Below are 16510 nucleotides of genomic sequence, written 5' to 3' on the forward strand. Positions count from 1 at the left end.
ATCCACACCGAACCGGAAGGCCCTCACCTGTTCAAGATCCCTCAGCCGAGATCTGCCTCACCCGTCCACAACCTCCCCGGACAGAACACCTAGGGCTCGTCCGGCCGCTCGGCCGGACCCGGGCACGTTCGGCGATCCGCCGCCCATCAGACCCGCACCGATCGGTGCCGGTCCGCAGGGTGCTGCCTGATCCGCCGGATCGCCTGTGTGCGGGCGTCGATCCTTCCGAGACCGGACGGATCCGCCTGTCGGGCCCTGACGCGGGCGGCCGCCTCTTCGTACACAGATCCCCGGCTCGGGTATGTCCCGAGCGGGAGACGGCCGCCCGCTGCGGACGGTCCGTGTCCCCGGTCCTCGCTGCGGCGGGACCCTTTCCGTGGAGATCCACGTGTCGAATGCTGTCTCGGCCGGCTCAGCCGTGTCGTGTGCCACTGTCCGTTCCGCGCCTCAACTACCCGTTGCGCGCGGCCTGTTGTATCTCGTCGTCGCCGGTATCGCCTGGGGCACCGCGGGCGCCGCCGCCTCTGTGGTGTTCCGGCAGAGCGACCTGGGTCCTGCCGCCCTGTCGTTCTGGCGGTGCGCGGGCGGCCTCGTCCTGCTCGTCGCCGCCCGGGTGCTGTGGCGCAGGCCCGCCGCCGCATCATCCGAACCGCGCGGCCGCAAAGCCGTCCGGTTCCTCGTGCTCGGCCTGTGCCTGTCGGTGTTCCAGACCGCCTACTTCGCCGCGGTCGGGGCGACAGGGCTCGCCGTCGCCACCGTCGTCACGCTCGGCGCGGGCCCCGTACTCATCGCGCTCGGCGCGCGGCTGACCCTGGGGGAGCGGCTCGGCCGCGGCGGTGTGCTCGCCGTCGTGGGTGCGCTCGGCGGGCTCGCGGTGCTGATCCTGGGCGGCGGGGGCGCGGCGGTGCGGCCCCTGGGCGTGCTGTGGGCCCTCGCCTCCGCGGCCGGGTATGCCGTGATGACCCTGCTCACCCGGTGGTTCGGGCGTGCGGGCCGGGCCGGTGACCAACTCGGCACGACCGTGGGGACGTTCGCGGTCGCCTCGCTCGCACTGCTCCCGTTCGGCGCGGCCGAGGGTCTGGTCCCGCACACGGTCCAGCACCTGGAGGTGCTTGGCCTGCTGGCGTACACGGCGTCCGTGCCGACGGCGCTCGCCTACACCCTGTACTTCGCGGGCGCGGCCGTCGTGCGCTCCGCCACGGTGTCCGTGATCATGCTGCTCGAACCGGTGGGCGCCGCCGTCATCGCCGTGACTCTCCTGGGGGAGCGGCTGACCACGGCGACCGTGGCGGGTACGGCCCTGATGCTGGCCGCGGTCCTCGGCCTCGCCGTGGCGGAGACCCGGACCGCCTCGGGCTGAGCCGTCATGCCTCTTGGCGACGCCGCCGCTGTCCGGCCAGCGCGGCGGCGTCACCAGGGCCGCCCCGCTCGGTGAGTCCCGCCGCGATCCGATCCTGGACTTCCTCCGGCTTGTGTCCGGCGTACTTGAACTTGGCGCGTACGCCGGTCACTTCGAGCCGCAGGCCGCGGATCCCGGACAGCATCCGCCCGTACGGCGCCTCGCCCACCGCCACCGTCGCCGAGAGGCCGGGCGGCTGGAAGTGGCCCACCTGCCGGTTGAGCAGCGCGGACTTCTCCTCGGGGTCGTCCACGACGTGGGCGGTGCAGCGGAGTTGCACGGCGGTGTACACGCTGGTCGGCGTCCCGTGCTCGGCCGGGGCGCCGGGCAGCGCCTGCCACGGCCCCGGCACGAACGCGTAGTCGTCGACGACGCTGAGCAGCACCCCGGGGTTCGCGTCCAGGGCGGGCCACACCGGGTTGGGGCGGGCCAGGTGGGCGACGACCCCGCCGAACTCGCCGCCGGCCGACGGGGCGTAGGCGAAGTGCATCGGCTGGACGAACGGCGGCTCGCCGGGCAGCCCGTTGACCGCGAGCTGTCCGAAGTCGTGGACGGCGAGCCACTGTTGCCACTCGGCGGCGTCCCGCGCCGCGTCCCAGGGGTGGATCAGCATCACAGGTCCCGCAGGTACGCGGGCACGTCGATGCCGTCGGCGAGGTCGTCCGCCGGGATGAGCGGGCCGTAGCCCCGCTGGAGGGGGACGACGCCGGTCCAGTGCGGCAGGTCGAGGTCCTCCGGCTCGTCGTTCGGGCCGCCGGTGCGTACCTTCGCCGACACCTCGGCGAGGTCGAGGCTGAGCACGGCGGTCGCGGCGAGCTCCTTGGCGTTGGCCGGGCGCGAGTCGGCGGCCCGGCCCGGCACCACGTGATCGACGAGCGCGTCCAGGGCGAGCCGCTTCTCCTCGGGGTCCGTGACCGTGTGTGCGGTGCCGTGGATCACCACGGAGCGGTAGTTGATGGAGTGGTGGAAGGCGGAGCGGGCCAGCACCAGGCCGTCGACGTGCGTCACGGTCAGGCACACCGGCAGGCCGGGGTCCTGCTGTCCCGCCATGCGCAGCGGCCGCGCCCCGGTGGACCCGTGCACGTAGACGCGCTCGCCGACCCGGCCGTACAGCGTGGGCAGCACGACCGGGGCGCCGTCGCGTACGAAGCCGAGGTGGCAGACGTATGCCTCGTCGAGTATCGAGTGGACCTGGGCGCGGTCGTAGGCGGCGCGCTCCTTGGAGCGGGTCGGCACCGTGCGCTCCGTGGGGGCGTAGGCGGCGGCTGTCGGCTCAGGGGACACGCTCATGTTGCGAACTCCATTGCACTAGTGCAAACTGTGGTTTGTGCTAGAAGAGTATCGGATCAAGGGGCGACGTGCGGCGGAGATTTCCGCGAGCGTCGAACGCGCGGTGGCCGACGGTGACCTGGAGCCTGGACAACTCCTGCCGCCGATGCGGGAGTTGGCGCAGGAGTTGGGCGTGAACCCCAATACGGTCGCGGCCGCGTACCGGACCCTGCGGGAGCGCGGGGTCATCGAGACCGCGGGGCGCCGGGGCAGCCGGGTGCGCCCGAAGCCGGCGACGACCGGTCGGGAGCGCATCCGGGTGGACGTGCCGCAGGGCGTGCGGGACGTGTCCGACGGGAACCCGGACACCGCGCTGCTGCCCTCGCTCGCCGCGGCGTTCACCGCCGCGGCCGCCGCCGGGGACCGCGAGCCGGTGCTGTACGGGGGCGACCCGCTGGAGCCGGAGCTGGTGCGCCTGGCGCGGGCCGATCTCGACTCCGACGGGGTGCCCGACGGGCCGGTGGCCGTCGCGTCCGGTTCGCTGGACGCGATCGAGCGGGTGCTCGCCGCCCACCTCAAGGCCGGGGACGCGGTCGCCGTCGAGGACCCCGGCTGGGGCAGCATGCTCGACCTGGTGCCCGCTCTCGGGCTGCGCCTCGTACCGGTCGGCGTGGACGACGACGGGCCGCTGCCGGCCGACGTCGAGCGGGCGCTGCGCGAAGGCGTGCGGGCCCTCGTGGTGACCGACCGGGCGCAGAACCCGACCGGCGCCGCGGTGGGTCAGGACCGGGCGAAGGCCCTGCGTACGGTCCTGGCGGCCCACCCCGACGTGCTGCTCATCGAGGACGACCACGGGCATGGCATCGTCGACCTGCCGCTGCATCCGCTGGCCGGGACCGTTCGGCACTGGGCGTTCGTCCGCTCCGTCGCCAAGGCCTACGGGCCCGACCTGCGGCTCGCGGTGCTCACCGGCGACGCCGTCACCGTGGACCGGGTGCGCGGCCGTCAGCGTCTCGGGCCCGGCTGGATCAGCCGCATCGTGCAGCGGGCGGTGGCCGGACTGTGGGCGAGCGGCGCCGTGGACGCGCGGGCGGTCGCGGCCTCGTACGGGAAGCGGCGCGACGCGCTGATCGCGGCCCTCGCCGCGCGGGGGGTCGAGGCCCACGGGCGCAGCGGCATGAACGTGTGGGTCCCGGTGCCCGACGAGACCGGCGCGGTGGCCCGGCTGCTGCACGCGGGGTGGGCGGTCGCGCCGGGTGCCCGCTTCCGGATGCAGGCCGGGCCGGGTGTGCGGATCACCGTGTCCCGGCTGGCTGTCGAGGAGATCGAGGCTGTGGCGGAGACGGTGGCGGCTGCGGTCGCGCCCGCGCCGGCGCGGTACTACGCCTGACACGGGCCCGGGGAGCGGCTACGCCTTGGCGCGGGCCCGTGACTGGGTGAGCGCCGCGCCCGCCAGGACGATCACCGCGCCGACCGGCGTCGACCAGCTCAGCGACTCGCCGAGCACGGCGACGCCCGCGGCGGTCGCGATGACCGGGATGAAGTACGTGACCATCTGCGCGGTCGTCGGACCGACCTCGGCGACCAGGCCGTACTGGATGAGGACCGCGAGGCCGGTGCCCAGCGCTCCGAGTGCGACGATCGAAAGAAGCGGGACGACCGCGAAGTGGCTCGGCCAGGACGTGAACAGCGTGGTGACGACGGCCAGTTGGACCGTGGCGACGAGCAGCTGTGCGCCGGTCATCGACAGATGGGAGTTGCCGGTGTGCGCGAGCGTGCGGCGGACGTAGATCCAGCCGACCGGGTAGCTGAAGGAGGCGAGCAGCGCCATCGCCGTGCCCGTCACGTCCAGGCCGTTGAAGCCCTGCCAGACGCCCAGGACCGTCAGGACGCCCAGGAAACCGATGCCGAGGCCCGCGACCCGGCGCCGGGTCGGCCGGTCCTCCGACAGTGCGACCAGGGACAGGGCCATGCCCCACAGCGGCGACGTCGCGTTGCAGATGCCGGCCAGCGTCGAGGGGATCGTCTCCTCGGCGAAGGCGAACAGGGAGAACGGCAGCGCGTTCAGCAGGAACGCCGCGACCGTCAGATGTCCCCAGGTGCGGGCGGAGCGCGGCAGCCGCTCCCGCTTCACGGCCATCGCCGCGACGAGCACCAGCGTGCCGAACACCAGCCGCCCGAGCGTCACCTGGAACGGGGCGTACCCGTGCGTGCCCACCTTGATGAGCAGGAAGCTGAAGCCCCAGATGAGGGAGAGCACGCCGAAGCGGACCCGCCAGTCGAGAGCGCGGCGAAGAGGGGTGGGGTTCGCGGAGGTCGCCGCGGTGCGGGCGGCGGTGACGGTGCTCATGGACGCAAGGATCGCGCCCGCCGTCTCCTTAGCACAAGCGAGACTTTGTGCGCGGTATCGCTTAGCATCGCTTACATGTTGAACCTGGAGCGGCTACGGGTGCTCGACGCGCTCGCCCGGCACGGATCGGTGAGCGGCGCCGCCGACGCGCTGCACGTCACGACCTCGGCCGTGTCGCAGCAGATGACGAAGCTGGAGCGCGAGGTCGGCCAGCAGCTGCTCGCCAAGCACGGGCGCGGGGTGCGTCTGACCGATGCGGGGCGGCTGCTCGCCGAGCACTCCGCGCGCATCTTGTCGCAGGTCGAGCTGGCCCAGTCCGATCTGGAGGCGCAGCGCGGGCAGGTGGTGGGCGAACTGCGCCTGTCCGCGTTCCCCACCGCCGCGCGCGGACTCTTCCCGGCCGCGTTCGCCGCGCTGCGCGCCGCACACCCGCAACTGCGCCTGCGATCACAGGAGTTGGAGCCGGAGGCGGGCGTCGCCGGAGTGATCCGCGGCGACCTCGACATGGCGGTCGTGCTCGACTGGCACAACAAGCCGATGCCGTTGCCCGACGGGCTGGTCAAGGCGAGCATCCTCGACGACCCGGCGGACGTCGCCATGCCCGAAGGGCACCCGCTCGCGGGCCGCGACGAGATCGGCCTGGAGGACTTCGCCGACGACGAGTGGATCACCTGGGGCGAGGGCGAGTTCTGTCACGAGTGGCTGATGTTCACGCTGCGCGCCAAGGGGGTCGAGCCACAGGTCGGCCACCGCGCCGCCGAGACCCACACTCAACTCGGCCTCGTCTCCGCCGGGTTGGGTGTGTGCGTGGCGCCGCTGCTCGGCCGCGACCCGATGCCCCGGGGCGTGGTGACGGTGCCCGTCCGGTCGCAGGTGCGGCGCCACGTGTACGTGGTGTGGCGCGCGGACGCCGACCGGCGGCCCTCGATCCGGGCGGCCGTGGAGGCGCTGCAGAAGGTGGGGGCCGACCTCGGACAATCGGCTGACCGGGGCTGAGCCGCGCCTCGTCTCCCGCGGTGCGCGGTCCGCCTGGCCCGCGACCTAAAGATCCGCCAGCTTGCGGAAGTCCCACGACGCGACCTTGTCCGGGGTCAGCCGGGCCCAGGCGTGCCGCCCGTCGTGGAACATCTCGGCCATCCCGAAGTTCTTCCGCGCGAACAGCCGCTCCGGCGCGTCGAGTTCGGGCAGCGGCTCGCCGGTACGCGGGGACTCGCCGACGAACTCGACGCGCCCGGACAGCTCGACGCCGCGCAGCTCGCCGTACTCCTCGCCCGCGTCGACCACCACGGCCACCCGCCCGTCGGCCCGCAGGTCGGCCCAACGGCGGCTGCGCGCAAGGGAGTAGAGCCACAAGGACGTCCCGTCCCACACGAACCACAGCGGGCTCACGTGTGGGGTGCCGTCGGCCGACACCGTGGCCACCCGGCAGGTGCGCTGCTCGGTGAGGAACGTCTCCAGCTCCTGCGAGGTCATCATGATTTTGCGACCCCGGCGCTGGGTGTCGGTCATGGGCACTCCCTCTTCAATAGCTGACGGTGTGTCAGAAATGCAGCATGCGGCCTCTTCCGGTCCCGCGCAATGGTGGCTAGTCTCCAGCACCCCGGAGGGGTCGGACGTACGAGTACAGGGGGAATCATGGCAACGCGCGAGGACCTGGCCGAGCTGCTCGCCCCGGCGAGCACCGTGCTGCTGACCGTCGAGTGCCAGCAGGGCGTCGTCGGCACCGAGAGCGCCCTGCCCGAACTCGCCAAGGAGGCACGGTCGTCGGGGGCGCTCGCCAACGTGGCCCGGCTCGTCTCCGCCGCCCACGAAAGCGGGGTCCAGGTGCTGCACGCCGTGGCCGAGCGACGCCCCGACGGTCGCGGCGCCAACCGCAACGGACGCCTCTTCCGGGCCGCGGAGCGCCTCCCCGTACAGCAGCTCTCGGGGTCGAGGGCCGTCCGGATCGCGCCGCCGGTCGAGGTGGCCGACGAGGACCTCGTGGTCCGCCGCCTGCACGGACTGTCGCCGCTGGCGGGAACCGACGTCGACCCGCTCCTGCGCAACCTCGGCTGCCGCACCCTCGTCGTCACCGGCGTCTCCGCCAACGTAGCGATACCGAACGCCGTCTTCGACGCCGTGAACCTCGGCTACACGGTCGTCGTCCCCGGCGACGCCATCGCGGGGGTGCCCTCCGACTACACCCCCGCGATGATCCGCAACACCCTCGCCCTCGTCGCCACCATCACGGCGACACCTGACGTGCTCGCCGCCTGGAAGCGTCCTAGGCGAGGCTGATCGAGTCGCCGCTGACCGTGATCTTCTTCTCGGCCAGCGGTCGCGTGGCCGGCGGATTCTTGACGCTGCCGTCCTCGATGGAGAACTTGCTGCCGTGGCAGGGGCAGTCGATGGTGCCGCCCTCGACCTTGGTCACCGCGCAGCCCTGATGCGTACAGGTGCTGGTGAACCCTTTGAACTCGCCCTTCTTCGGTTGCGTCACCACGACGCCCGCGTCGGCGAAGATCTTGCCGCCGCCCTCCGGGATGTCGGAGGTCCTGGCGAGCTCCTCGCTCCCGCCGCCACCGGCCGACGCGGCGTTGCCCGCCGGTTCGGACCCGCCGCCCTTCGAGTCTCCGCACGCGGTCAGCGCGGCGGCGATCCCCGCGGCGCCGACCGCCGCGACGACGGTGCGGCGGGTGGGCGCCGGGCCCAGGGGCGCGGTTTCCTGCGGAGCGGTCATGTTCTCGGTTCCTTTCGATGGGCGGACCTGGATCCCGTGGGGGTGCTTTCCCGTACGTGCGGTGATCCCGGAGCGTTCAACGTCTCGCCGATCTCCTAACCTGGGCGCATGCTCACCGAAGTCACGGCGACCCGATATGTCACCCCATTGAGGGAGGGCGGATCGCTTCCCGGCCTGGTCGAGGCCGATGATCTGGTCTCGTACGTCATGAAGTTCAGCGGCGCGGGACAGGGCCGCAAGACCCTCGTCGCCGAGGTGATCTGCGGGCAGGTGGCGCGGCGGCTCGGTTTCCGGGTGCCGGAGCTCGTCGCCCTCGACCTCGAGCCGGTCATCGGACTCGGCGAACCCGACCCGGAGGTGCAAGGGCTGCTCAAGTCGAGCGGCGGCACCAATCTCGGGATGCGGTTCCTGCCGCGCGCGCTCGGCTTCGACCCGCTCGCGTACACCGTCGGCGCCCAGGAGGCGGGCCGGGTCGTCTGGTTCGACGCACTGATCAACAATGTCGACCGGTCCTGGCGCAACCCCAACATGCTGGTCCACGGCGGGGACCTGTGGCTCATCGACCACGGTGCCAGCATGATCTGGCACCACAACTGGCGCACCGCACCGGCCTGGGCGGCAAAGCCGTACGACGCCACCGACCACGCCCTCGCTCCGTTCGGGCCCGACATCGCCGCGGCCGCCGCCGAACTCGCGCCGCGCGTCACCGAAGAACTCCTGGCGCGGGCGGCCGCCGACGTGCCCGACGGGTGGCTCACGGACGAGCCGGGGTTCACGAGCCCCGACGCGGTGCGGCGCGCGTACGTCGAGACGCTGGCGGAGCGCGCCGCGACCGTCCATGAGCGCATCGAACTGCCGGCGGGCGACGTGGCCCCGGCCGCGCGAACGACCGGCTGGGTGACACAAGGAGCGTCCCAGTGAACGAGCAGCACGAGCACGCGCGCGACGTCTTCGAGTACGCGCTGCTGCGGGTCGTTCCGCGCGTGGAGCGCGGCGAGCAGATCAACGCGGGCGTGGTCGTGTACTGCCGCGCCAAGTCCTTCGTCACCGCGCTCACGCATCTCGACGAGGCCCGCCTGCTGGCTCTCGACCCCGAGGCCGACGTGGTCGGCGTGCGCGCGGTACTGGGCGCCGTCGAGCGGCACTGCCGGGGCGGTGAGAGCGCGGGTCAGGCCGCGGCGGACGATGCGGGCCGGCGCTACCGGTGGCTGATCGCGCCCCGGTCGACCGTGGTGCAGCCGGGCCCGGTGCACACCGGTCTGACAGCTGATCCGGCGGCCGAGGCGGAGCGGCTGCTCGCGCTTCTGGTGCGCTGAGTGATCAGGGGCACGGGGTGGGTACGTTGACACCGGGTGCCAGGGCTTCTAGCGTCACCCGCACAGGGTACTAAGCGGTCGCTCACCCGTTCCGGGTGGCGCGACCGCCCTCTAGGGCGAGGAGACCGAGAGCATGTCCACCACTGAGCAGCGCGTAGCGATCGTCACGGGAGCGGCGCGCGGCATCGGCGCCGCCACCGCGATCCGTCTGGCCGAAGAAGGCCGCGCCGTAGCCGTGATCGACCTCGACGAGGCCGCCTGCAAGGACACCGTCGAGAAGATCACCGCCGCCGGTGGCACGGCACTCGCCGTCGGGTGCGACGTCTCCGACGAGGCGCAGGTCGAGGCCGCCGTCGCGCGTATCGCCGAGGAGCTCGGCGCCCCCACGATCCTCGTGAACAACGCGGGCGTGCTGCGCGACAACCTTCTGTTCAAGATGAGCGCCTCCGACTGGGACACCGTCATGAACGTGCACCTGCGCGGTGCGTTCCTGATGTCCAAGGCCGTCCAGAAGCACATGGTGGACGCCAAGTTCGGCCGGATCGTGAACCTCTCCTCGTCGTCGGCGCTCGGCAACCGCGGCCAGGTCAACTACGCCGCCGCCAAGGCCGGTCTGCAGGGCTTCACCAAGACCCTGGCCAAGGAGCTCGGCAAGTTCGGCGTCACCGCCAACTCCGTGGCCCCCGGCTTCATCGTCACCGACATGACCGCGGCCACCGCCGAGCGCGTCGGCATGGGCTTCGAGGAGTTCCAGGCCGCCGCCGCCACGCAGATCCCGGTGGCGCGCGTGGGCCGCCCCGAGGACATCGCCAACGCCATCGCCTTCTTCACGGGCGACGCGGCGGGCTTCGTCTCCGGCCAGGTCATGTACGTAGCCGGCGGACCGCTCAACTAAGGCCGGGGACAACGCACATGACGACTTCTGAACTCCCGCCCCTCTCGGGCAAGGTCGCGCTCGTCAGCGGCGCGAGCCGGGGCATCGGCTATGGCATCGCCGAGGCCTTCGTCGCGCGCGGCGACCGCGTCTGCATCACCGGACGCGGCGAGGACGCGCTCAAGGAGGCGGTGGAGACCCTCGGCTCCGACCGCGTCATCTACGTAGCCGGCAAGGCCCACGACGAGGCGCACCAGGCCGCTGCCGTCGAGCGCACCATGGAGGCGTTCGGCCGCGTCGACTTCCTCGTCAACAACGCCGGTACGAATCCGGTGTTCGGCCCGATGGCCGAGCTCGACCTGAACGTGGCGCGCAAGGTCTTCGAGACGAACGTCATCTCGGCGCTCGGCTTCGCGCAGCGGACGTGGCAGGCCTGGCAGAGCGAGCACGGCGGCGCGATCGTCAACATCGCCTCCGTGGCCGGGGTGTCGGCCTCGCCGTTCATCGGCGCGTACGGCATGAGCAAGGCCGCCATGGTCAACCTGACGCTCCAGCTGGCGCATGAGTTCGCGCCGAAGGTGCGGGTCAACTCGATCGCGCCCGCGGTCGTGAAGACCAAGTTCGCGCAGGCCCTGTACGAGGGCCGGGAGGCCGAGGCCGCGGCCGGCTACCCGCTGGGCCGGCTCGGCGTGCCCGAGGACATCGGCGGCGCCGCCGCGTTCCTCACCTCGCACCAGGCCGACTGGATCACCGGGCAGACGCTCGTCGTGGACGGCGGCATCTTCCTCAACGCGGGCGTCGCCTGACGACGTTCCGCAGGGCACATTGCAGGCGTCGGGTGACAACGTCTGACAAAGGTCCTCGCGCGTGAAGTGCCCCGTCGGTCCAGGTGGTCGAACCGGCGGGGCTCTGCGATATGGTCTGCCGACCCTTGGCATGGCCCGATCAAGGAGCGTGCGCGTGTTCGTAAGGTTGCTTGCCCCATGCATCTTGGCGGCGACTGCTTCCACCGCCCTGCTCGCCGGGTGCGGACCGCTGGGATCCGGCGACTCGGAGGAAGAGAAACCGATCGTGGTGGGGACCACCAGCGCGCCGAGCACCCTCGATCCGGCGGCCTCCTGGGACGGCTCCTGGGAGCTGTTCCGCAACGTGTACCAGACCCTGGTCGCCTTCCCCTCGGGTGCCGCGCAACCGGAGGCCGACGCGGCGAACTGCTCCTTCAAGGACACCGCCAACCGCGTCTACCACTGCGAGCTGCGCGCGGACATGAAGTTCTCCGACGGGGACCGGCTCGACGCCGCGGCCGTGAAGTACTCGATCGACCGGATCCGCGCGATCGGAGTCAGGGGCGGTCCGAAGGGCCTGCTCGGCAGCCTCGACCGCGTCGAGACCCAGGGCGATCGGGACGTGACGTTCCACCTGAAGAAGCCCGATGCGACGTTCCCGTTCGTCCTCGCCACCCCGGCGATGTCGATCGTCGACCCCAAGGAGTATCCGGCCAAGGAGCTGCGCGCGGACGGCAAGGTCACCGGCTCCGGCCCGTACGCACTACAGGCCTATGCGGACGACAAGAAGGCGGAGCTCGTCGAAAACCCCCACTACAAGGGGTTCGCGGACCGCAAGAACGGCGCCGTGACGATCCGCTACTTCAAGACGTCGTCCGAGATGGTCACCGCACTGAAGTCCAAGAAGATCGACGCGACCTTCCGCGGTCTCGCGGCCGAGGACGTCGTGGACCTCCAGGGCAAGCACGTCACCGCGGGTCTGCAACTCGTCGAGGGCGCGGGCACGGAGATCAGTTACCTCGTGTTCAACCCCAAGGACCCCTGGGCGGGCAAGCGCGCCGTGCGCCGGGCCGTCGCGCAGGTCGTCGATCGTGGGGCCATCGCGCACGAGGTCTACAAGGACACCGTCGAACCGCTGTACTCCATGGTCCCCAGAGGCCTCGCGGGCCACACCACCGACTTCTTCGACGACTTCGGCGATCCCAGCCCCGCCAAGGCGGCCGAGCTCCTCTCCAAGGCGGGCATCACCGCGCCGGTGCCCCTCACCCTCTGGTACGCCACCGACCGCTACGGCTCCGCGACCGCGCCCGAATTCGCCGCCATCAAGCGCCAGTTGGAGGCATCGAAACTGTTCACGGTGACGCTCAGGAGCCGACCGTGGAAGACGTACGAGAAGGGGTACCGCGCCGGCGAGTACCCGGTGTTCGGGCGCGGCTGGTTCCCGGACTTCCCGGACGCCGACAACTTCATCGCGCCCTTCGTGGGCCAGGAGAACGCGGTGAGCACACCGTACGTGTCACCCGAGATCACCGGCCGGCTGCTGCCGCAGTCGCGCGGCGAGAGTGACAGAGGTGCCACGGTGCGGCAGTTCGAGCGGGCCCAGCAGATCATGGCGGACGACGCCCGGCTGCTGCCTCTGTGGCAGGGCAAGCAGTACATCGCGTCCAGCGAGGAGATCTCCGGCGGCGAACGCGCCCTCGACCCGTCGACGATCATGATGATGTGGGAGCTGCAGCGCAAGACCAGTTGGTGAGGCCGGACGGGGCGGGAACGGCCGCCGGTCCGTGCATGTCAGTGGGCGCCGGTAGGTTCGTGGGTGTCGAAAGCGGCAGTGCGGGTGGTGACACGCGTGCGGCCGTGCAAGTGCCCTTACCCCCGGAGGTTGTTGACGTGACCGACACCGCGATGCTGCCCGAGTCCTGGCGCGGCGTCCTCGGCGAGGAGCTGCAGAAGCCCTACTTCAAGGAGCTCACCGAGTTCGTCGAGGAGGAGCGCGCGAAGGGGCCCGTCTACCCGCCGCGAGAGCAAGTCTTCGCCGCGCTCGACGCGACGCCGTACGACAAGGTGAAGGTGCTCGTCCTCGGGCAGGACCCGTACCACGGGGAGGGCCAGGGGCACGGGCTGTGCTTCTCGGTGCGGCCCGGGGTGCGGACGCCGCCGTCGCTGCGGAACATCTACAAGGAGATGCAGTCCGAGCTGGGCACCCCTATCCCGGACAACGGATATCTGATGCCGTGGGCCGAGCAGGGTGTGCTGTTGCTCAACGCGGTCCTGACGGTGCGGGCCGGTGAGGCCAACTCGCACAAGGGCAAGGGGTGGGAGAAGTTCACGGACGCCGTGATCAGGGCCGTCGCCGACCGCCCCGACCCGGCGGTCTTCGTCCTGTGGGGCAATTACGCGCAGAAGAAGCTCCCGCTCATCGACACCGAGCGGCACATCGTCGTGAAGGGGGCGCACCCCTCGCCGCTGTCGGCGCGGAAGTTCTTCGGCTCGCAGCCGTTCACGCAGATCGACGAGGCCGTGGCGGCGCAGGGCCACGAGCCGATCGACTGGCGCATCCCGGATCTGGGCTGAGCCGCGCCTGACCTGGATTGTCGGCGGCGGCCGTTAGCGTCGGTAGCCGCGATCGGCGCCCGGCCGGTCGGGAGCTTGGAGGAGCCAGTGGCCCAGCAGCGCGCGCAGGCGGCGGACGACGCCATGATGACCCGCATCGGGCAGGCGGTCATGCTGGCGCACGCCGGGGACCGCGAGGAGGCGCGGGACCGCTTTCTCGGCCTCTGGTCGGAGATCGGCGAGGACGGCGACCCGCTGCACCGCTGCACGCTCGCGCACTACATGGCCGACACCCAGGACGACCCGGCCGACGAGCTGGCCTGGGACCTGCGCGCGCTGGCCGCCGCCGACGGGCTCACCGGGGAACGGCTCGCGGCGCACGAGGGCTCCCTCGCGCTGCGCGCCCTGTATCCCTCGCTGCACCTGAATCTGGCGGCGGACTATGTGAAGGTGGGCCGCCCCGACGCGGCCCGCAACCACCTGGCACGGGCCTGGTCGGTGGTCGATGCCCTGGGTGACGACGGATACGGGGACGGGGTGCGCGCCGCCCTCACCCGGCTCGAGCAGCGGGTGTCGGGGCTGCCCTGCGAGGGCGACGAGAGCGGCAAGGGCGGCAACGGGGAGGGCGGCGGTCGGCCGGGCGGCGAGCCGCTGGGGCCGCCGCGCCGTAGTTCCTGACGGGGCGGCCCGCGCCGGGCGTGGGGGCGGGGTGCTGCGCAGGGTCAACTGCCGTACGCGCTCCGGCAGATCACGGACTGTGGGCTGTCCGGGTCCCAGCCGCCGTACTGGCGGCCCAGGGCGCAGACATCGGTCTGGGCGGGGGCCTTGGGTACGGAGCGCGGCGCGGGCGCGGGCTCGGGCGCGGCCGTGCGGGGCGCGGGCTTCGGCGGTGCCGCGCGGCGGACCGGCGCCTTCGCATCCGGGGGAGGAGGGGGCGGGGCCTCGGTGTGCGGTGCGGCGGGGGCGCGGTGCGGCGAGGGGCCGGTGCGTTTCAGGGCCTCCCGCGCGGGGGCCTGGACCGCCGGCCGGTCGGCGCGGCCGTCGGGGCGGGGCGCCGGAGCGACGACGGACGGTGAGGGCGCGGTCGGTGCGGTCGGCGTGTGGACGCTCATGCATCCGGACGCGGTGGCAGCGGTGACGGCGGCGGCCGCCGTCACCAGGAGCGCGACTGAGCTGGACTTTCTGGGCACCCGCGCAACTCTGCTGGACGTGACCGCGGTGAGGGAACCGCAGCGGGCGAGGTTGCCCCGCACGGGTGACGGCGGATGCCTCACGCCTCGATGACGTGCGGGGTGTCGAGCATGCCGTGCAGCAACTCCCCGTACCCCTCGCGCAGTTCCGCGAGGCTCGGCACCGCGGTGTGGAACGAACCCGCCACGCACGAGAACATCGTCCCCTCGGTCCACGCCACCAGGGACAGGGTGTGCCGCTCGGGGGAGTGCGACCCGGCGGACCGCAGGAGGGCCGTCAGCGGCCGGCGGAACTGGCTGCCCGTCTCGTCGAAGAACGTGCGCAGTTCGGGACGGCGTGTCGCCTCCAGGGCCAACTCATAACGGCAGACCAGTAGTTGGGGGTTGCTCGTCAGATAGCGGTGCAAGGCGAGGGCCATGCCGTCGATCAGGGCGGGCAGGCCGCCGGCGGGGCCGGGCAGTTCGTCGACCGCGAGCACCTTGCCCTCCAGCACCGCGAGCCGTCGCACGGCCGCTTCGAGCAGGGCGAGCCGGGTGCGGGCGTGGTTGGACGTCGAACCCTGCGGCAGGTGGGCCACCTCGTCCACCGCGCGGTGGGTCAGGCCGCGCATGCCTCGCTCGGCGAGCAGCACCAGGGCGGCGTCGGCGATCCGGTCGGGGCGGGAGCCCTCCGGGCCGTTCGGGTTGTTGGTTGCGGTTGCGGTTGCGGTTGCGGATGCGCGGGACGTGGGGGACATGGGGACAACCTATCGCGGTTACTACAGGTGTAGTACTGTCCTGATCCCGCCTCACTACAGGTGTAGTGAGGCGGGATCTTCCACCGCCTGAAGACACGCAATAGGAGGCGTCATGACAGCCAGGGCAAGGGCCGTAGTGGTCGGCGGCGGCATCGGTGGGCTCACCGCCGCCCTGGCGCTCCAGTTGCGCGGCTGGCGGGTGACCGTCCTGGAGAGGGCGCGCGAGCTGAAGCCCGTCGGGGCGGGCATCTCGCTCGCGCCGAACGCGCAGCGTGCCCTCGATGTGGTCGGACTCGGCGACGAGGTCCGTTCCCTCGCCGCCTGGGAGGGCGTCGGCGGCCTGCGCACCCCGAAGGGCCGCTGGCTGTCACGCGCCGATCCGGCCCTCGCGGCCGAGCGGTTCGGCGGCTCCCTCGTCCTGCTGCACCGCGCGACTCTCATCGGCGAACTGGCGGGCCGGCTCCCCGCCGATGTCGTGCGCACCGCGTCCGACGCGCGCCTTGCCGATGCCGGTGATCCGGCCGATCCGAGCCGTCCCGCCCGGGTCTCCACCCCGGAGGGCGACCTTGAGGCGGAGTTGGTCGTCGGCGCCGACGGAATCCACTCGGGGGTGCGCGAGGTCCTGTTCCCGGCGCATCCCGGTACCGCGTACGCCGGATTCACCACCTGGCGCGTCCTCGTACCGCCGCTGGGCCGCGCCTTCGTGGAGCACGAGACCTGGGGACCCGGCCGTCTCTGGGGCACGCACCCCTTCGCCGACGGCACGGTCTACGCGTACGCCGCCGCGACGGCCCCCGCCGGAGGGGCCGCCGCGGACGGCGACGAGCGAGCGGAACTCCTGCGCAGGTACGGGAGTTGGCACGACCCGATCCCCGCTGTTCTCGACGCGGTGGAGCCCGGCGGAGTGCTGCGGCACGATGTCCACCACATCGCCGAACCGCTGCCCGCCTTCCACCGGGGCCGCGTCGCCCTCCTCGGTGACGCCGCGCACGCCATGACCCCCATGCTCGGCCAGGGCGGCAATCAGGCCATCGAGGACGCGGTCGTCCTCGCCCACCATGCCGCTCCGGACGCCCCGTTGGACCTGGAGGGGTACACCCGCGTGCGACAGCCGCGCACGGCGCTGGTCGCGCGCCGGGCGAGGACGGTCAGCCGCGTGAACATGCTCGGCAACCGGCCGGGCATCGCCCTGCGGAACGCGGCCGTCCGCGCCGTCGGCCTCGTCGGGCCCGCGCTGATGCTGCGCGGCATGGACGGCATCGCGGACTGGCGGCCCCCGCAGGAACGGCCGTATGTGGACGTCGACGAGCGGGTGTAG

Annotated in this window: 19 protein-coding genes; 12 read left to right on the top strand and 7 right to left on the bottom strand. The window is 72.2% G+C overall.

Annotation, left to right across the window (positions count from 1 at the left end; all coding sequences use genetic code 11):
• The first annotated feature begins 388 nt into the window (after positions 1–388).
• Positions 389–1360 (top strand): DMT family transporter, encoded by a 972-nt coding sequence (locus ACIREE_RS10990; protein WP_404149439.1) that lies wholly within the window; start codon positions 389–391, stop codon positions 1358–1360.
• Between the two features lie 4 nt (positions 1361–1364).
• On the opposite strand, the gene ACIREE_RS10995 is transcribed toward ACIREE_RS10990, so the two are convergent.
• Entirely contained in the window at positions 1365–2012 is a 648-nt protein-coding gene (locus ACIREE_RS10995) for an FMN-binding negative transcriptional regulator (protein WP_404149441.1), read from the bottom strand.
• A complete protein-coding gene (locus ACIREE_RS11000) occupies positions 2012–2689 on the bottom strand; it encodes a pyridoxamine 5'-phosphate oxidase family protein (RefSeq protein WP_404149443.1) in 678 nt (225 codons plus the stop codon). The genes ACIREE_RS10995 and ACIREE_RS11000 overlap by 1 nt, the downstream gene beginning before the upstream one ends.
• A 37-nt stretch (positions 2690–2726) precedes the next feature.
• Here ACIREE_RS11000 and ACIREE_RS11005 point away from each other — a divergent pair, with 37 nt between their 5' ends.
• Entirely contained in the window at positions 2727–4058 is a 1332-nt protein-coding gene (locus tag ACIREE_RS11005) for an aminotransferase class I/II-fold pyridoxal phosphate-dependent enzyme (protein ID WP_404149446.1), read from the top strand.
• An 18-nt stretch (positions 4059–4076) separates the two neighbouring features.
• Here ACIREE_RS11005 and ACIREE_RS11010 read toward each other — a convergent pair whose 3' ends face one another.
• Entirely contained in the window at positions 4077–5018 is a 942-nt protein-coding gene (locus ACIREE_RS11010; RefSeq protein ID WP_404149449.1) for a DMT family transporter, read from the bottom strand.
• A 75-nt stretch (positions 5019–5093) separates the two neighbouring features.
• Here ACIREE_RS11010 and ACIREE_RS11015 point away from each other — a divergent pair, with 75 nt between their 5' ends.
• A complete protein-coding gene (locus ACIREE_RS11015; protein WP_404149452.1) occupies positions 5094–6014 on the top strand; it encodes a LysR family transcriptional regulator in 921 nt (306 codons plus the stop codon).
• 45 nt (positions 6015–6059) lie between these two features.
• Here the strand turns inward: ACIREE_RS11015 and ACIREE_RS11020 are convergent, their stop codons facing one another.
• Positions 6060–6527, bottom strand: a complete 468-nt coding sequence (locus ACIREE_RS11020) for a pyridoxamine 5'-phosphate oxidase family protein (RefSeq protein WP_404149455.1) — start codon at positions 6525–6527, stop codon at positions 6060–6062.
• A gap of 126 nt (positions 6528–6653) precedes the next feature.
• Here ACIREE_RS11020 and ACIREE_RS11025 point away from each other — a divergent pair, with 126 nt between their 5' ends.
• Positions 6654–7295 carry a cysteine hydrolase gene (locus ACIREE_RS11025; protein WP_404149458.1) on the top strand — a complete coding sequence of 214 codons (642 nt, stop codon included), beginning with the start codon at positions 6654–6656 and terminating at the stop codon, positions 7293–7295.
• Here the strand turns inward: ACIREE_RS11025 and ACIREE_RS11030 are convergent.
• Positions 7282–7737, bottom strand: coding sequence for a Rieske (2Fe-2S) protein (locus ACIREE_RS11030; RefSeq protein WP_404149460.1), 456 nt, complete (start codon positions 7735–7737; stop codon positions 7282–7284). The genes ACIREE_RS11025 and ACIREE_RS11030 overlap by 14 nt on opposite strands.
• A gap of 108 nt (positions 7738–7845) precedes the next feature.
• Between ACIREE_RS11030 and ACIREE_RS11035 the strand changes: the two genes are divergently transcribed.
• From ACIREE_RS11035 to ACIREE_RS11065, 7 genes are all read left to right on the top strand, one after another.
• The gene (locus ACIREE_RS11035) at positions 7846–8658 is read left to right on the top strand and encodes a HipA family kinase (RefSeq protein ID WP_404149463.1); all 813 of its coding nucleotides are present in this window, start codon (positions 7846–7848) and stop codon (positions 8656–8658) included.
• Positions 8655–9053, top strand: a complete 399-nt coding sequence (locus tag ACIREE_RS11040) for a DUF3037 domain-containing protein (protein ID WP_404149465.1) — start codon at positions 8655–8657, stop codon at positions 9051–9053. The genes ACIREE_RS11035 and ACIREE_RS11040 overlap by 4 nt, the downstream gene beginning before the upstream one ends.
• 133 nt (positions 9054–9186) lie before the next feature.
• A complete protein-coding gene (fabG, locus tag ACIREE_RS11045; RefSeq protein ID WP_404149467.1) occupies positions 9187–9948 on the top strand; it encodes a 3-oxoacyl-ACP reductase FabG in 762 nt (253 codons plus the stop codon).
• A 17-nt stretch (positions 9949–9965) separates the two neighbouring features.
• The gene (locus tag ACIREE_RS11050; RefSeq protein ID WP_404149470.1) at positions 9966–10733 is read left to right on the top strand and encodes an SDR family oxidoreductase; all 768 of its coding nucleotides are present in this window, start codon (positions 9966–9968) and stop codon (positions 10731–10733) included.
• A 130-nt stretch (positions 10734–10863) separates the two neighbouring features.
• Entirely contained in the window at positions 10864–12465 is a 1602-nt protein-coding gene (locus ACIREE_RS11055) for an ABC transporter substrate-binding protein (RefSeq protein ID WP_404149472.1), read from the top strand.
• Positions 12466–12602: 137 nt separating this feature from the next.
• Positions 12603–13286, top strand: coding sequence for a uracil-DNA glycosylase (ung, locus tag ACIREE_RS11060; protein ID WP_404149475.1), 684 nt, complete (start codon positions 12603–12605; stop codon positions 13284–13286).
• Between the two features lie 87 nt (positions 13287–13373).
• Positions 13374–13943, top strand: a complete 570-nt coding sequence (locus ACIREE_RS11065) for a hypothetical protein (RefSeq protein ID WP_404149478.1) — start codon at positions 13374–13376, stop codon at positions 13941–13943.
• Positions 13944–13987: 44 nt separating this feature from the next.
• Here ACIREE_RS11065 and ACIREE_RS11070 read toward each other — a convergent pair whose 3' ends face one another.
• Positions 13988–14455 carry a hypothetical protein gene (locus tag ACIREE_RS11070; protein WP_404149481.1) on the bottom strand — a complete coding sequence of 156 codons (468 nt, stop codon included), beginning with the start codon at positions 14453–14455 and terminating at the stop codon, positions 13988–13990.
• 80 nt (positions 14456–14535) lie between these two features.
• Positions 14536–15192 (bottom strand): TetR/AcrR family transcriptional regulator, encoded by a 657-nt coding sequence (locus ACIREE_RS11075; RefSeq protein WP_404149484.1) that lies wholly within the window; start codon positions 15190–15192, stop codon positions 14536–14538.
• Between the two features lie 112 nt (positions 15193–15304).
• On the opposite strand from ACIREE_RS11075, the gene ACIREE_RS11080 reads away from it, so the two are divergent.
• Positions 15305–16510 (top strand): FAD-dependent oxidoreductase, encoded by a 1206-nt coding sequence (locus tag ACIREE_RS11080; RefSeq protein ID WP_404149486.1) that lies wholly within the window; start codon positions 15305–15307, stop codon positions 16508–16510.

It is taken from the genome of Streptomyces sp. NPDC102467, from assembly GCF_044765445.1.
In the GTDB taxonomy this organism is placed as follows: Bacteria; Actinomycetota; Actinomycetes; order Streptomycetales; family Streptomycetaceae; genus Streptomyces.

Excerpts from the sequence above, each read along its gene's own strand:
- ACIREE_RS10995 (WP_404149441.1), bottom strand. The coding sequence starts at position 2,012 with ATGCTGATCCACCCCTGGGACGCGGCGCGGGACGCCGCCGAGTGGCAA.
- ACIREE_RS11000 (WP_404149443.1), bottom strand. The coding sequence starts at position 2,689 with ATGAGCGTGTCCCCTGAGCCGACAGCCGCCGCCTACGCCCCCACGGAG.
- ACIREE_RS11010 (WP_404149449.1), bottom strand. The coding sequence starts at position 5,018 with ATGAGCACCGTCACCGCCGCCCGCACCGCGGCGACCTCCGCGAACCCC.
- ACIREE_RS11015 (WP_404149452.1), top strand. The coding sequence starts at position 5,094 with ATGTTGAACCTGGAGCGGCTACGGGTGCTCGACGCGCTCGCCCGGCAC.
- ACIREE_RS11020 (WP_404149455.1), bottom strand. The coding sequence starts at position 6,527 with ATGACCGACACCCAGCGCCGGGGTCGCAAAATCATGATGACCTCGCAG.
- ACIREE_RS11025 (WP_404149458.1), top strand. The coding sequence starts at position 6,654 with ATGGCAACGCGCGAGGACCTGGCCGAGCTGCTCGCCCCGGCGAGCACC.
- ACIREE_RS11030 (WP_404149460.1), bottom strand. The coding sequence starts at position 7,737 with ATGACCGCTCCGCAGGAAACCGCGCCCCTGGGCCCGGCGCCCACCCGC.
- ACIREE_RS11035 (WP_404149463.1), top strand. The coding sequence starts at position 7,846 with ATGCTCACCGAAGTCACGGCGACCCGATATGTCACCCCATTGAGGGAG.
- fabG (WP_404149467.1), top strand. The coding sequence starts at position 9,187 with ATGTCCACCACTGAGCAGCGCGTAGCGATCGTCACGGGAGCGGCGCGC.
- ACIREE_RS11050 (WP_404149470.1), top strand. The coding sequence starts at position 9,966 with ATGACGACTTCTGAACTCCCGCCCCTCTCGGGCAAGGTCGCGCTCGTC.
- ACIREE_RS11055 (WP_404149472.1), top strand. The coding sequence starts at position 10,864 with ATGGCCCGATCAAGGAGCGTGCGCGTGTTCGTAAGGTTGCTTGCCCCA.
- ACIREE_RS11075 (WP_404149484.1), bottom strand. The coding sequence starts at position 15,192 with ATGTCCCCCACGTCCCGCGCATCCGCAACCGCAACCGCAACCGCAACC.
- ACIREE_RS11080 (WP_404149486.1), top strand. The coding sequence starts at position 15,305 with ATGACAGCCAGGGCAAGGGCCGTAGTGGTCGGCGGCGGCATCGGTGGG.